This window comes from Vibrio sp. MA40-2 (genome assembly GCF_047302445.1).
GTDB lineage: Bacteria > Pseudomonadota > Gammaproteobacteria > Enterobacterales > Vibrionaceae > Vibrio.
In genome coordinates this window covers 561,682-575,387 of the sequence record NZ_CP178628.1, presented here as the reverse complement: position 1 = coordinate 575,387, position 13,706 = coordinate 561,682, and the positions used below count along the sequence as shown (strand labels likewise).

5 protein-coding genes, 13 tRNA genes and 3 rRNA genes are annotated in these 13,706 nt (G+C 42.4%); 9 read left to right on the top strand and 12 right to left on the bottom strand.

All coding sequences use genetic code 11. The annotated features are described in order from the left end of the window. The first annotated feature begins 8 nt into the window (after window positions 1-8). From ACLKML_RS10150 to ACLKML_RS10110, 9 genes are all read left to right on the top strand, one after another. Window positions 9-968, top strand: coding sequence for an OmpA family protein (locus ACLKML_RS10150; protein ID WP_413285231.1), 960 nt, complete (start codon window positions 9-11; stop codon window positions 966-968). A gap of 297 nt (window positions 969-1,265) precedes the next feature. Then, complete coding sequence (locus ACLKML_RS10145; RefSeq protein ID WP_413285230.1) at window positions 1,266-1,880, top strand: LysE family translocator; 615 nt, start codon at window positions 1,266-1,268, stop codon at window positions 1,878-1,880. A 628-nt stretch (window positions 1,881-2,508) separates the two neighbouring features. Beyond that, window positions 2,509-4,049: ribosomal RNA gene (locus ACLKML_RS10140) — 16S ribosomal RNA — on the top strand. A 156-nt stretch (window positions 4,050-4,205) separates the two neighbouring features. Further along, window positions 4,206-4,281 (top strand) — tRNA-Glu (locus ACLKML_RS10135). A 21-nt stretch (window positions 4,282-4,302) separates the two neighbouring features. After that, a tRNA-Lys gene (locus ACLKML_RS10130) sits at window positions 4,303-4,378 on the top strand. A gap of 61 nt (window positions 4,379-4,439) precedes the next feature. Next, window positions 4,440-4,515, top strand: a tRNA-Val gene (locus ACLKML_RS10125). A 438-nt stretch (window positions 4,516-4,953) separates the two neighbouring features. Beyond that, window positions 4,954-7,843 (top strand): 23S ribosomal RNA (locus ACLKML_RS10120). 295 nt (window positions 7,844-8,138) lie between these two features. Next, window positions 8,139-8,254: ribosomal RNA gene (rrf, locus tag ACLKML_RS10115) — 5S ribosomal RNA — on the top strand. Together the 16S, 23S and 5S rRNA genes with 4 tRNA genes alongside form the textbook arrangement of a ribosomal RNA operon. Before the next feature lie 92 nt (window positions 8,255-8,346). Then, a tRNA-Asp gene (locus ACLKML_RS10110) sits at window positions 8,347-8,423 on the top strand. 850 nt (window positions 8,424-9,273) lie between these two features. Here the strand turns inward: ACLKML_RS10110 and ACLKML_RS10105 are convergent. The 12 genes from ACLKML_RS10105 to mutY all read right to left on the bottom strand — a co-directional run bounded on the left by ACLKML_RS10105 (window position 9,274) and on the right by mutY (window position 13,582). Beyond that, window positions 9,274-9,349: transfer RNA gene (locus tag ACLKML_RS10105), tRNA-Asn, on the bottom strand. 13 nt (window positions 9,350-9,362) lie between these two features. Continuing rightward, window positions 9,363-9,438 (bottom strand) — tRNA-Thr (locus ACLKML_RS10100). A 51-nt stretch (window positions 9,439-9,489) separates the two neighbouring features. Continuing rightward, window positions 9,490-9,565: transfer RNA gene (locus ACLKML_RS10095), tRNA-Asn, on the bottom strand. Window positions 9,566-9,582: 17 nt separating this feature from the next. After that, window positions 9,583-9,658 (bottom strand) — tRNA-Thr (locus ACLKML_RS10090). 47 nt (window positions 9,659-9,705) lie between these two features. Further along, window positions 9,706-9,781: transfer RNA gene (locus tag ACLKML_RS10085), tRNA-Phe, on the bottom strand. A gap of 660 nt (window positions 9,782-10,441) precedes the next feature. Next, window positions 10,442-10,517: transfer RNA gene (locus ACLKML_RS10080), tRNA-Asn, on the bottom strand. Between the two features lie 39 nt (window positions 10,518-10,556). Further along, window positions 10,557-10,632 (bottom strand) — tRNA-Phe (locus ACLKML_RS10075). A gap of 5 nt (window positions 10,633-10,637) precedes the next feature. Next, a tRNA-Thr gene (locus ACLKML_RS10070) sits at window positions 10,638-10,713 on the bottom strand. Between the two features lie 55 nt (window positions 10,714-10,768). Continuing rightward, window positions 10,769-10,844: transfer RNA gene (locus ACLKML_RS10065), tRNA-Phe, on the bottom strand. A 192-nt stretch (window positions 10,845-11,036) separates the two neighbouring features. Next, on the bottom strand, window positions 11,037-12,176 hold the full coding sequence (mltC, locus tag ACLKML_RS10060; protein ID WP_413285229.1) for a membrane-bound lytic murein transglycosylase MltC: 1,140 nt from the start codon (window positions 12,174-12,176) through the stop codon (window positions 11,037-11,039). Between the two features lie 57 nt (window positions 12,177-12,233). Beyond that, complete coding sequence (locus ACLKML_RS10055; RefSeq protein WP_413285228.1) at window positions 12,234-12,506, bottom strand: oxidative damage protection protein; 273 nt, start codon at window positions 12,504-12,506, stop codon at window positions 12,234-12,236. After that, window positions 12,503-13,582 (bottom strand): A/G-specific adenine glycosylase, encoded by a 1,080-nt coding sequence (gene mutY, locus ACLKML_RS10050; RefSeq protein WP_413285227.1) that lies wholly within the window; start codon window positions 13,580-13,582, stop codon window positions 12,503-12,505. Before mutY ends, ACLKML_RS10055 begins: the two co-directional genes overlap by 4 nt. Window positions 13,583-13,706 lie beyond the last annotated feature (124 nt).

The window sequence follows — 13,706 nt, the reverse complement described above, 5'->3', positions numbered from 1 at the left end:
GAATAGTTATGAAGAAGCTAGTAACACTTGCATCAACCTTGTTGGTACTGTCCCCACAACTCGCTCAAGCTGAAGCGTATATTGGCGGAAAAGTAGGTCACTCTTGGTTAGAAGGCTCTTGCCCTACTGATAGTTCATGCAGTGATGATGACTTCGCTGGTGGTATATATGGTGGGTATGATTTTAGTGATACGTTTGGTTTAGAGGTAGGGTTTGATTACTTAGGTGATTTTGCTACCGAAATTAATGATTCGATGAAAGCGTTTACTGTGGCACCTAAGTTCATGATTCCTGTTGGAGACTTAGATTTATTTGGTAAAATTGGTACTGCGAGAATTGATTACGGTGATGTTAATGATACGGTAATGCTAACTGCTATTGGTGCAGAGTACGGATTTTCTGACAATGTTTTCGGTAGACTTGAATATCAACGACTTAATAATATTACCGCTGGCATTGTAGATAATTTGAATGTTAACTCGGTCTTTTTTGGTCTTACTTACAAGTTTGGTGCAAGCGAAGAGCCAGTGCCAATGGTTGTTGAAGAGCCGGCACCAGCACCTGTCGTTGTTGAGCCAGCACCTGTCGTTGAAGAACCAGCACCTAAACCAAAACTATTCCAAGAATATGGCGTAGAATTGTTTGATAATGATAGCGCTAAATTAGCGGAAAATAGCGAGCAGTATTTTGATTGGTTAATTAGCGTCATGAAAAAATATCCTCAAGCTCACGCTCACATTATAGGCCATACTGATTCTGTTGGTTCAGAAAAATATAACCAAGCATTGTCAGAAAAACGTGCAGGATCAGTTGCTGATTATTTGTTCTCTCAAGGAATTGAATCATCTCGCGTTACTGTTTCAGGTATGGGTGAAATTGAACCTAAAGCATCAAATGATACAGCGGAAGGGCGCATGGAAAACCGTCGAGTTGAAGTTATCATTGATGAGTTCGAAATTACTGAGTAATTAAAATTAGCTTTAAGTTGGTACTGTTAAATACTAACTTGATCTCTCAAAAAAGACTGAGCGGCTGCTTGGTCTTTTTTTTGTTCATTATTTCATTAGGCTTTATATAATATTGAAAAATGCTTTGTATGATTCGTTCATTGCAAATGATAAATAGTACAATCAAAGAATCTCTCAGTTTAAAAAACACCTGAGTTTAATAAACCTCTGTTTAGGGCATATACCGTTCATTTGAACGCTATACTTTGCTACTCTTCTCTCACTAATTTATTTTTCGTTATTTATATGGATATTTAAATGACATTTACAATATGGCTATCACTTTTTACTATCTGTTTTCTAGGAGCTATGTCTCCAGGCCCCAGTTTGGCTATTGTTGCTAAGCATAGCTTAGCCGGTGGAAGGATGAATGGGGTGGCTACTGCATGGGCTCATGCTACTGGAGTGGCTATTTATGCTTTAGTTACTTTGGTTGGTTTGGCGACCTTGTTGCATAAAAACCCTGTCTTATTTAAAGGTATCAGCTATCTTGGCGCTATATACCTCGCGTATTTAGGAGTAAAAGCTCTCAGTTCTAAAGGAGGAGTTGCTGAAAAATTAGAATCTGGACAAAAAGTTAGTATTTTACAGTCCGCGAAAGAGGGCTTTCTTATTTCTTTAACTAGCCCGAAGATTATGTTGTTTTTTACCGCTCTATTTTCTCAGTTTGTCGCGGTTGGCTCTGAATTATCAGGACGACTTCTAGTTGTAGGCACACCTTACTTGGTTGATGGGATGTGGTACACCTTTATTGCTTTTATGCTTTCTTCACCAGCATTACTAGACAAGCTCCGAAAAAAAGCCGTTATTATAGATAGGCTTTCTGGGATAGTTTTAATCATCTTATCTATAAGGGTCGTTTGGCTAGCATAACTAACAAAGTACTCTAAAACGCCATCTTATCCACAAGGTTTTGTGAATAAAGTGTGAGTTAACTATGAATTGTTGTGTATGAAAAAAACAGATAAAAAAAAACTGTTTTTTGGTAAAAAACAGTTGCTAAGTTTTGTTGTATCCCTATAATGCGCCTCACTGACACGGCAGAGCCCACAAGGGTTACCGCTAAAACCAGTAAGACGAGCTGCTTGAAAAAGCCTTTCGAAATTAAATTGAAAAAGTATTTGACTCTTCACTTTAAATCGCTAGAATGCACGTCCGCTTCAAGGCAAAGCCAAGAAGCAACGCTCTTTAACAATTTAAACCTATATCAATCTGTGTGGGCACTTGTTGATGATAATCGACACGATTTTGTATCTTAGGATATACAATCACAACGGTATCAATGAACCAGTGACCTAATTTGATGGCAGATACTTTAGCTTTTTAAGTTAACGTGTCTTAAGTATCAAGCACAGTTATTTATCTATCATTCTGTTGGAATGATAGGAACTTTAAATACCATTTACTGCTTGGTTACTACCAAGAAGTAAAGGCAATTTGAAGTCAGTATTCATTGAGGCCCGTTTTTCTTTCTTATGAAAGAGAAACACATCAAAATCTTAAATTGAAGAGTTTGATCATGGCTCAGATTGAACGCTGGCGGCAGGCTTAACACATGCAAGTCGAGCGGAAACGAAAATAGCTTGCTATTTGGCGTCGAGCGGCGGACGGGTGAGTAATGCTTAGGAATTTGCCCAGTTGAGGGGGATAACCATTGGAAACGATGGCTAATACCGCATACGCCCTACGGGGGAAAGGAGGGGACCTTCGGGCCTTCCGCGATTGGATAAGCCTAAGTGAGATTAGCTAGTTGGTGGGGTAATGGCTCACCAAGGCGACGATCTCTAGCTGGTCTGAGAGGATGATCAGCCACACTGGAACTGAGACACGGTCCAGACTCCTACGGGAGGCAGCAGTGGGGAATATTGCACAATGGGCGAAAGCCTGATGCAGCCATGCCGCGTGTATGAAGAAGGCCTTCGGGTTGTAAAGTACTTTCAGTCGTGAGGAAGGTGTTGTACTTAATACGTGCAACATTTGACGTTAGCGACAGAAGAAGCACCGGCTAACTCCGTGCCAGCAGCCGCGGTAATACGGAGGGTGCGAGCGTTAATCGGAATTACTGGGCGTAAAGCGCATGCAGGTGGTTTGTTAAGTCAGATGTGAAAGCCCGGGGCTCAACCCCGGAAGGTCATTTGAAACTGGCAAACTAGAGTACTGTAGAGGGGGGTAGAATTTCAGGTGTAGCGGTGAAATGCGTAGAGATCTGAAGGAATACCAGTGGCGAAGGCGGCCCCCTGGACAGATACTGACACTCAGATGCGAAAGCGTGGGGAGCAAACAGGATTAGATACCCTGGTAGTCCACGCCGTAAACGATGTCTACTTGGAGGTTGCGGTCTTGAACTGTGGCTTTCGGAGCTAACGCGTTAAGTAGACCGCCTGGGGAGTACGGTCGCAAGATTAAAACTCAAATGAATTGACGGGGGCCCGCACAAGCGGTGGAGCATGTGGTTTAATTCGATGCAACGCGAAGAACCTTACCTACTCTTGACATCCTCAGAAGAGAAAAGAGATTTTCTTGTGCCTTCGGGAACTGAGAGACAGGTGCTGCATGGCTGTCGTCAGCTCGTGTTGTGAAATGTTGGGTTAAGTCCCGCAACGAGCGCAACCCTTATCCTTAATTGCCAGCGAGTTATGTCGGGAACTTTGGGGAGACTGCCGGTGATAAACCGGAGGAAGGTGGGGACGACGTCAAGTCATCATGGCCCTTACGAGTAGGGCTACACACGTGCTACAATGGCGCATACAGAGGGCAGCTAACTAGCAATAGTGTGCGAATCCCAAAAAGTGCGTCGTAGTCCGGATTGGAGTCTGCAACTCGACTCCATGAAGTCGGAATCGCTAGTAATCGTAGATCAGAATGCTACGGTGAATACGTTCCCGGGCCTTGTACACACCGCCCGTCACACCATGGGAGTGGGCTGCAAAAGAAGTAGGTAGTTTAACCTTCGGGGGGACGCTTACCACTTTGTGGTTCATGACTGGGGTGAAGTCGTAACAAGGTAGCCCTAGGGGAACCTGGGGCTGGATCACCTCCTTAAACGATAAGATTGTGATTGATGAGTGTTCACACAGATTGATTAGGTTTAGAAAATAAAGAGAGCGCTTTATGTTCATTTTTTGATGAAGATAAAGCAAAGCACCTGCTTAGTTGCGGGTGTTGTTGTGAAAGTGCCCAACACTTTTACAAGCCTGTGTCCCGTTCGTCTAGAGGCCTAGGACACCGCCCTTTCACGGCGGTAACAGGGGTTCGACTCCCCTACGGGATACCACTTCCTTTTGTGAAGTATTTAGGGTCGTTAGCTCAGCTGGTAGAGCAGTTGACTTTTAATCAATTGGTCGCAGGTTCGAATCCTGCACGACCCACCATTCTTTCCCACGAAGGAATTAAAATCGTTTAACTTCATGAGTAAATGAAGAAAAACAATGTGGGCGATTAGCTCAGTTGGGAGAGCACCTCCCTTACAAGGAGGGGGTCACTGGTTCGAGCCCGGTATCGCCCACCATTCTCTAAGTGTTTTTGGCATGTCTGTTAAATCAATAATTATTCATTGTTGGTTTTTTTGTAGACTCTGAAAATCTTTAGAAAATGTATCAAGCTTATTTATAAGCTCACAACATTTAGCTCTTTAACAATTTGGAAAGCTGACGAATAATTTAGTCGTTTTTACTTTTAAAAAAGTAAAACAAAACAGCTCAACGCTGACGATTGAATTATTCAAATAAAAGTTCTCAAATCCTATGACTCATTATGAGTGATAGGTACCAACACACATTCAAGTGTTCTTGGAAACAGCGAAAGCTGTTTATATTTGAGTCCGGCAAAATCGAACGTTGTCTCGCTCATTCAAATAATGAGACAACAATAAACACCTTGGTTGTTTGCCATACGCTTATTTATCGTCACGTAAGTGACAGTAAAAAGAAACCCCTTGGGGTTGTATGGTTAAGTGACTAAGCGTACACGGTGGATGCCTTGGCAGTCAGAGGCGATGAAAGACGTAATAACTTGCGATAAGCCCAGATTAGGTAGTAATAACCGTTTGAGTCTGGGATTTCTGAATGGGGAAACCCACTAGCATAAGCTAGTATTATTAACTGAATACATAGGTTAATAAGGCAAACCCGGGGAACTGAAACATCTAAGTACCCGGAGGAGTAGAAATCAACCGAGATTCCGAAAGTAGCGGCGAGCGAAATTGGACTAGCCCTTAAGCTTTTAATGATGCAGGTGAAGATTCTGGAAAGTATCGCGATACAGGGTGATAGCCCCGTAACCGACACATCATTTTAAGTGAAAACGAGTAAGGCGGGACACGTGATATCCTGTTTGAATATGGGGGGACCATCCTCCAAGGCTAAATACTACTGACTGACCGATAGTGAACCAGTACCGTGAGGGAAAGGCGAAAAGAACCCCTGTGAGGGGAGTGAAATAGAACCTGAAACCGTGTACGTACAAGCAGTAGGAGCACCTTTTTGGTGTGACTGCGTACCTTTTGTATAATGGGTCAGCGACTTATATTTAGTAGCAAGGTTAACCGAATAGGGGAGCCGTAGGGAAACCGAGTCTTAACTGGGCGTCGAGTTGCTAGGTATAGACCCGAAACCAGGTGATCTAGCCATGGGCAGGTTGAAGGTTGAGTAACATCAACTGGAGGACCGAACCGACTAATGTTGAAAAATTAGCGGATGACTTGTGGCTAGGGGTGAAAGGCCAATCAAACCTGGAGATAGCTGGTTCTCCCCGAAAGCTATTTAGGTAGCGCCTCGGACGAATACTACTGGGGGTAGAGCACTGTTAAGGCTAGGGGGTCATCCCGACTTACCAACCCTTTGCAAACTCCGAATACCAGTAAGTACTATCCGGGAGACACACGGCGGGTGCTAACGTCCGTCGTGGAGAGGGAAACAACCCAGACCGCCAGCTAAGGTCCCAAAGTATAGCTAAGTGGGAAACGATGTGGGAAGGCTCAGACAGCCAGGATGTTGGCTTAGAAGCAGCCATCATTTAAAGAAAGCGTAATAGCTCACTGGTCGAGTCGGCCTGCGCGGAAGATGTAACGGGGCTAAGCTATACACCGAAGCTGCGGCAATGAAGTTTACTTCATTGGGTAGGGGAGCGTTCTGTAAGCCGTTGAAGGTGAACTGTAAGGTTTGCTGGAGGTATCAGAAGTGCGAATGCTGACATGAGTAACGATAATGGGGGTGAAAAACCCCCACGCCGGAAGACCAAGGGTTCCTGTCCAACGTTAATCGGGGCAGGGTAAGTCGACCCCTAAGGCGAGGCTGAAAAGCGTAGTCGATGGGAAACGGGTTAATATTCCCGTACTTCTTATAATTGCGATGGGGGGACGGAGAAGGCTAGGTGGGCCTGGCGATGGTAGTCCAGGTTCAAGGGTGTAGGCTAATTTCTTAGGTAAATCCGGGAAATTATTAGGCTGAGACCCGATGTCGAGTCACTACGGTGATGAAGTCATTGATGCCATACTTCCAGGAAAAGCCTCTAAGCTTCAGATTATAAGGAATCGTACCCCAAACCGACACAGGTGGTCGGGTAGAGAATACCAAGGCGCTTGAGAGAACTCGGGTGAAGGAACTAGGCAAAATGGTACCGTAACTTCGGGAGAAGGTACGCTCTTGACGGTGAAATCCCTAGCGGATGGAGCTATTGGGAGTCGCAGATACCAGGTGGCTGCAACTGTTTATTAAAAACACAGCACTGTGCAAAATCGTAAGATGACGTATACGGTGTGACGCCTGCCCGGTGCCGGAAGGTTAATTGATGGGGTTAGTCTTAGGACGAAGCTCTTGATCGAAGCCCCGGTAAACGGCGGCCGTAACTATAACGGTCCTAAGGTAGCGAAATTCCTTGTCGGGTAAGTTCCGACCTGCACGAATGGCGTAATGATGGCCACGCTGTCTCCACCCGAGACTCAGTGAAATTGAAATCGCTGTGAAGATGCAGTGTACCCGCGGCTAGACGGAAAGACCCCGTGAACCTTTACTACAGCTTGGCACTGAACATTGACCCTACATGTGTAGGATAGGTGGGAGACTATGAAACTTCGTCGCTAGATGGAGTGGAGTCAACCTTGAAATACCACCCTTGTATGCTTGATGTTCTAACTTAGTCCCCTAATCGGGGATGAGGACAGTGCCTGGTGGGTAGTTTGACTGGGGCGGTCTCCTCCCAAAGAGTAACGGAGGAGCACGAAGGTGGGCTAAACACGGTTGGACATCGTGTGGTTAGTGCAATGGCATAAGCCCGCTTGACTGCGAGAATGACAATTCGAGCAGGTGCGAAAGCAGGTCATAGTGATCCGGTGGTTCTGAATGGAAGGGCCATCGCTCAACGGATAAAAGGTACTCCGGGGATAACAGGCTGATACCGCCCAAGAGTTCATATCGACGGCGGTGTTTGGCACCTCGATGTCGGCTCATCACATCCTGGGGCTGAAGTCGGTCCCAAGGGTATGGCTGTTCGCCATTTAAAGTGGTACGCGAGCTGGGTTTAGAACGTCGTGAGACAGTTCGGTCCCTATCTGCCGTGGGCGTTGGAAGATTGAAGGGGGCTGCTCCTAGTACGAGAGGACCGGAGTGGACGAACCTCTGGTGTTCGGGTTGTCATGCCAATGGCATTGCCCGGTAGCTAAGTTCGGAATCGATAAGCGCTGAAAGCATCTAAGCGCGAAGCGAGCCCTGAGATGAGTCTTCCCTGGCACTTTACGTGTCCTAAAGGGTTGTTCAAGACTAGAACGTTGATAGGCAGGGTGTGTAAGTGCTGTGAGGCATTGAGCTAACCTGTACTAATTGCCCGTGAGGCTTAACCATACAACACCCAAGGGGTTTTGGCAGAAATTGTTCCAGACAATTTACTGCACTTCCTACATCCGTGTAGGTCGTGGACTCAGATAGAGAACATTGAATGTGTAGAGACTTTTATAATTAGCTTTCCAAGTTTTTTAGACTTCCCAAGTGCTTTAGGTAGCGCAGGGATAAAGTTTGCTGGCAAGGCAACTTGAGTAACGATTGAAGGCGCTTACATTGGTAAGTAACTGAAAGAGTGAACAAGTTAACGCAGTCCAGCGAGTTTTATCACAAGCGGGAGGTTTAATACCAAATTTTGCTTGGCGACCATAGCATTGTGGACCCACCTGAACCCATGCCGAACTCAGAAGTGAAACGCAATAGCGCCGATGGTAGTGTGGGGTTTCCCCATGTGAGAGTAGGACATCGCCAGGCTCTAATTCGCTTTTATCTTTTTTAGAGAAGATGAAGGCAAACATTAATAAAGCTTACCAATAAGACTTTATTAAGTGTTACCAATACCATGTGGAGTGGTAGTTCAGTTGGTTAGAATACCGGCCTGTCACGCCGGGGGTCGCGGGTTCGAGTCCCGTCCACTCCGCCATTTGGTATTGAAATCTAGTAAGAATTTTAAAAAGCCTCAACAGAAATGTTGAGGCTTTTTTGCGTTTGATGCTTCATCTTGAAATGTGGTTACAAATTATTTTTCATATTAACTGAATTAGTTATACCTGCTCGATGAAATACTAACCAAATATGGCCTGCACGATCAAATTAAGTTCGAACAATTGGCTGTCTTAAGCGTTTACTTAATCAAGTCTATTTTTCCCAAAACAGTTGTCGGTGTTACCTATATAAGCGGATAGGATGATCTATTCAAGATATTCTAAGGTAAACGTCTTGAGAAGTTGCTTAGCGGGACTTTAACTAGGTGGTTGCTATAACTCTATGACGTTCTATAAATTGCCTCTATGCCTTTTATAGAGCTGTTATTTGATAATTAACATAAATCGTTAAAGTATAGTTTTAGTTTTTAAGTGAACGACAGTTGTATCAACACCATTGTAATGTGAATGTTACAGAACTCCGTTATCGAATTTAATCTGTTTTGTGGTATTTAAAGCGAGTTAGTTTGTTCAGAAGATAAAATTTTTTGCTGATAGATCCTACTTAACTAATTTATCGAATTTGTGTTTGTATGCTATTTAGCTTCTTATAGGGAGCTCTGTGGCTCTTTTGTTATTTCTTGCTACGTTTATTGGTAGGAGAGGCAATTGCTATTCAGGTGGCCTTACAATAGCTAATTTTGTGCTTCATTTAACAGTGAATAAAATACCGAATGATTATTCGAATTATATCGTGGTGCATGTTTAAAGTCCTCAATGTATAAATACATTTCAGGACGAGAGACTAAAACCAAAAAAGCCATGTCTAAAGACATGGCTTTTGGAAAATGGCTCCCTTTGCTGGACTCGAACCAGCGACATACGGATTAACAGTCCGGCGTTCTACCAACTGAACTAAAAGGGAACAAATTTTTATATGGTGCCGACTACCGGAATCGAACTGGTGACCTACTGATTACAAGTCAGTTGCTCTACCTACTGAGCTAAGTCGGCTCCGTTCATTATGCATCGCAAGTTTATTAGCCATTGCATAATGTTTTAATATGGCTCCCTTTGCTGGACTCGAACCAGCGACATACGGATTAACAGTCCGGCGTTCTACCAACTGAACTAAAAGGGAATTATTTGTTTAGAAAATGGTGCCGACTACCGGAATCGAACTGGTGACCTACTGATTACAAGTCAGTTGCTCTACCTACTGAGCTAAGTCGGCTCTAATTTTCTATTGAACTAATGTTCTACAAACACCAGTTTTTAATATGGTGCCCGGAGGCGGAATCGAACCACCGACACGAGGATTTTCAATCCTCTGCTCTACCGACTGAGCTATCCGGGCAACGGAGCGTATTAAACGGTTTTTCGTTGTTAAGGTCAATAGATAATAGTAAAAAATATTGCGTTTGATTGTTTTTTATACTTAACCGAAGGTTTCAGTAGGTAAGTGTGCTTATAAGTGCTTACCTATATAGAGTTTAGTGACTAAAAAACAAACCTGGTAGTCGGTTAAGTTACATAATTAATAAGTGATACTCATTCTGTAAAACTAAACGTCATGTGTACTGTATACATTTTAATGATAGGTTCATTCGAGTAACGAGTTTTCTATCTATCAATTGTAATAAGTTGTTACAGTGCTATATGTCAATCAATGCTGCTAAGTAGTATTCGCCTCTACGATTGATGTATTAAAAAGGGCGTAAATATGACATTACTAGCGATTATTATTGCTTGTTTAATTACCGGTGTGGTTGTCGGCGTAATGGCCGTGGTGTTATCCAAACATATGTAATTTGATAAGCTTTATGATTCTTTTTAAGAAGCATATTAAAAAGATAAAAACACGCAAGGATGCGTGTTTTTATAAAATAGCCGAAGTTTTGGGACTAAGAGTGATGGAGCTTGTGTAATCTAAGCAAGAGATAAATTGATCTAAGACGAGTTTTGTGGGCTATTGAAAAGCAAAAAAGGCCATCTCCAATGAGATGGCCTTTCAATGTGGCTCCCCTTGCAAGACTTGAACTTGCGACATACGGATTAACAGTCCGCCGTTCTACCAACTGAACTAAAGGGGAATTATGCTAGCTAGATATGGAAACTAACTGTCAATAATATGGTGCCTCGAGGCGGAATCGAACCACCGACACGAGGATTTTCAATCCTCTGCTCTACCGACTGAGCTATCGAGGCAAAAATGGTGCCGACTACCGGAATCGAACTGGTGACCTACTGATTACAAGTCAGTTGCTCTACCTACTGAGCTAAGTCGGCACATTAATTTTTGCTAATTATGTTGAAATCAAAACTGACACCAACGATTAAATTTTGGTGCCCGGAGGCGGAATCGAACCACCGACACGAGGATTTTCAATCCTCTGCTCTACCGACTGAGCTATCCGGGCAACGGAGCGCTATTAAACGGATTTTTGAGTCCATCGTCAACTGGTTTTTTTGAAAAACCGTAAAATAGTGTTCATTTGATGTGAATTTAACCAATTTTACGATGATTTTCGATTTATCTAAGCTAAATATGAGACGCCGAGATAAATCGCCGACATCAATTAGCCAAGGCGTTTATCGAGCTAAACTTTTGTCTAGATTTTTGTGTTGCTAAATTCTTGCTTATAATTGGTTACTTTTTCTAAATATCGTCTTGATTCGTTGTTACTATGTCTTTGAGTCAAAGCCCAATAAACTTGGTTTGGTTGTAACGAATTAAGTTGGCTCATTGCTCTTGTTCGGCTATTTTTGTCGAAAGTATTTAATACACCTCCTGTACCGCCGTTATACGCAGAGATCATGCTGTACTCTAAAGAAAGTGAATTTTTAACATCTTTGAGATAACGGTTTTTTAAAATATAGAAATAAGCGGTGCCTGTATCTATATTTTTTTCAGGATCAAAAAGGTACTCGGGTGTTGGTATCCCAGGTTGTTTTTTTACTAGCTTAAACACGTCTGCACCTGCTGTTTTTGGAACCACCTGCATCAGTCCGTAAGCATTTGCCCAACTGACAGCATAAGGATTAAAACTGCTTTCGGTTTTTATTATTGCGTAGATAAGGTCTTCTGGAATATCGTATTTTCTAGATGCTTGTTGGACGATATCAGCGTATTTATAGCTACGTAACTCAAAGTGTTCTTGTACCATTGGAATCGTTACGTAATAGGCTTTTTTAAAGTCTACATTTTTACTTTTAATTTGTGTTTCAATTAAATAGTCAGCAAACTTATTTGCTCTCCACTGCCATTGGATCGGTTGATTTTCATTGTCTAGTACTTGTTTGTATAAAAAAGGTTGTCCTTCGAGCTTTATACTAGAGGATGAAAACAAGTCGACATGAGCAGGATCGTCAGGGGTAAGTAACGTTGTTACTATAGCATTTTTTAGGTGTTTTTTAGGCTCCGTTAGTGAGACGGTTTCGACTGTGATGGTGCCATCGGAAAAGTTTACTTCTGACCGGCTCAAGTAGTTATCTATGTATTTTACATAGTTACTTTTACCAGCTATGCGAATTTCTTTGCTGCCCCACTTTTTTTCTATATTGCCAGAGAAGCTATCAATCAATGCGTTTAGAGCATTGCTATCTTTTTGAAATTGTCCCGGAAGTTCAGCCAAGTTTTTGGCAAATCGATTGGTGGGTTCAAAATCTATAGTGTAGACGTGTTCTTCTATAAACTCACGGCTACAGCCAGTTAATGTTATTAATAGTAGTAAAAACAGATATTTTTTCATAGGGCGCAATAAGAGATGAAAGATGGCGTAAAGCCATCTTAAGTTGGTAATGTAGAATTACTCGCTCGGTGGCGTATAACCTTCGATAATAATATCCTGACCTTCAAACAGAAACTTGATCATTTCCTGTTCTAGTAGTTTTCTATGTTCAGGATCCATCATATTTAGTTTCTTTTCATTGATCAGCATAGTTTGTTTACTTTGCCATTGTGCCCATGCTTGTTTTGAAATATGGTCAAAAATACGTTTACCTAAATCACCAGGATAAAGTTGAAAATCTAAACCTTCAGATTCTTTTTGTAGATGTTCACAAAATACGGTACGACTCATAATGTTTCCTTGGTTGGTTCCAACAAATTAAATTCTAAAGAAAGGTTTTCTATTAGCTGCTTAACAGGAGCAGCGAGACCAACCTCTTCCGGTTGGGATAAGTTATACCAGAGACCTTTCGTTCCTTCCATAATCAAACTGGGTTGTTTGGTTAATTTGATAAGCACTGGGGTGATATCTAAGTGATAATGGCTAAAAGTATGTCGAAAAGTGATCAGCGTTTCTTGTTGTTGAATATCTTTTTCTACTATTGAACGTTGATATAACGAGTATTGTAAGTTTGACTCAGTATGGTCAGGAAAACAATACAAGCCACCCCAAATTCCTGTTTGAGGGCGCTGCTCTAACCAAACTTGATTGTTGTAATATAAGATAATGAACCAAGTTTCTTTGATAGGTTTAATTTTCTTTGGTTTTTTGCCTGGCAATTCTAATTGACGATTTTGTTTCTTTGCTTGACAAAAAATGTGTACTGGGCACAACTCACACTTAGGTTTACTTCTGGTGCAAATTAATGCCCCCATATCCATCATTGCTTGGTTATATTTATCAACATCTGTGTTAGGTGTGTGTTCTTCTGCTACTTGCCAGAGTTGACTCTCTACTTTCTTTTGTCCGGGCCAACCGTCGATAGCAAATGCTCTTGCTAAGGTTCGCTTTACATTGCCGTCTAAGATAGCATGTGGCTGCTTTAATACCGAAGAGAGAATGGCTGCAGCTGTTGAGCGCCCAATACCTGGAAGTGCATTGAGCTGTTCAATATCATGTGGAAACTCTCCGTTATGCTGTTCTACAACCAATTGAGCCGCTTTGTGTAGGTTTCGAGCTCTTGCGTAATAGCCTAAACCAGTCCAAAGGTGTAAAACTTCGTCTTGATGAGCGTTAGCTAACGCATTCACATCAGGAAATTTTTCTAAAAATCGCTTAAAATAGGGGATGACAGTGGTGACTTGAGTCTGTTGAAGCATTATTTCTGACAACCAAACTTTATATATAGTTTTATCTTGTTGCCAAGGTAAGTTCTTTCGACCGAAAGACTCGTACCAAGTTAATATCGCCTTTGCAAATGGGGTCACGACAATCTCTTTATGTTATTTTTTATTTGAAGTGAAATTGCACCATATTTAATGATGAGTGTAAAACACATAAATAATGCGGGTATTTATGAAGAAAACTCCTTGCACCTAGGACGAATCTTTG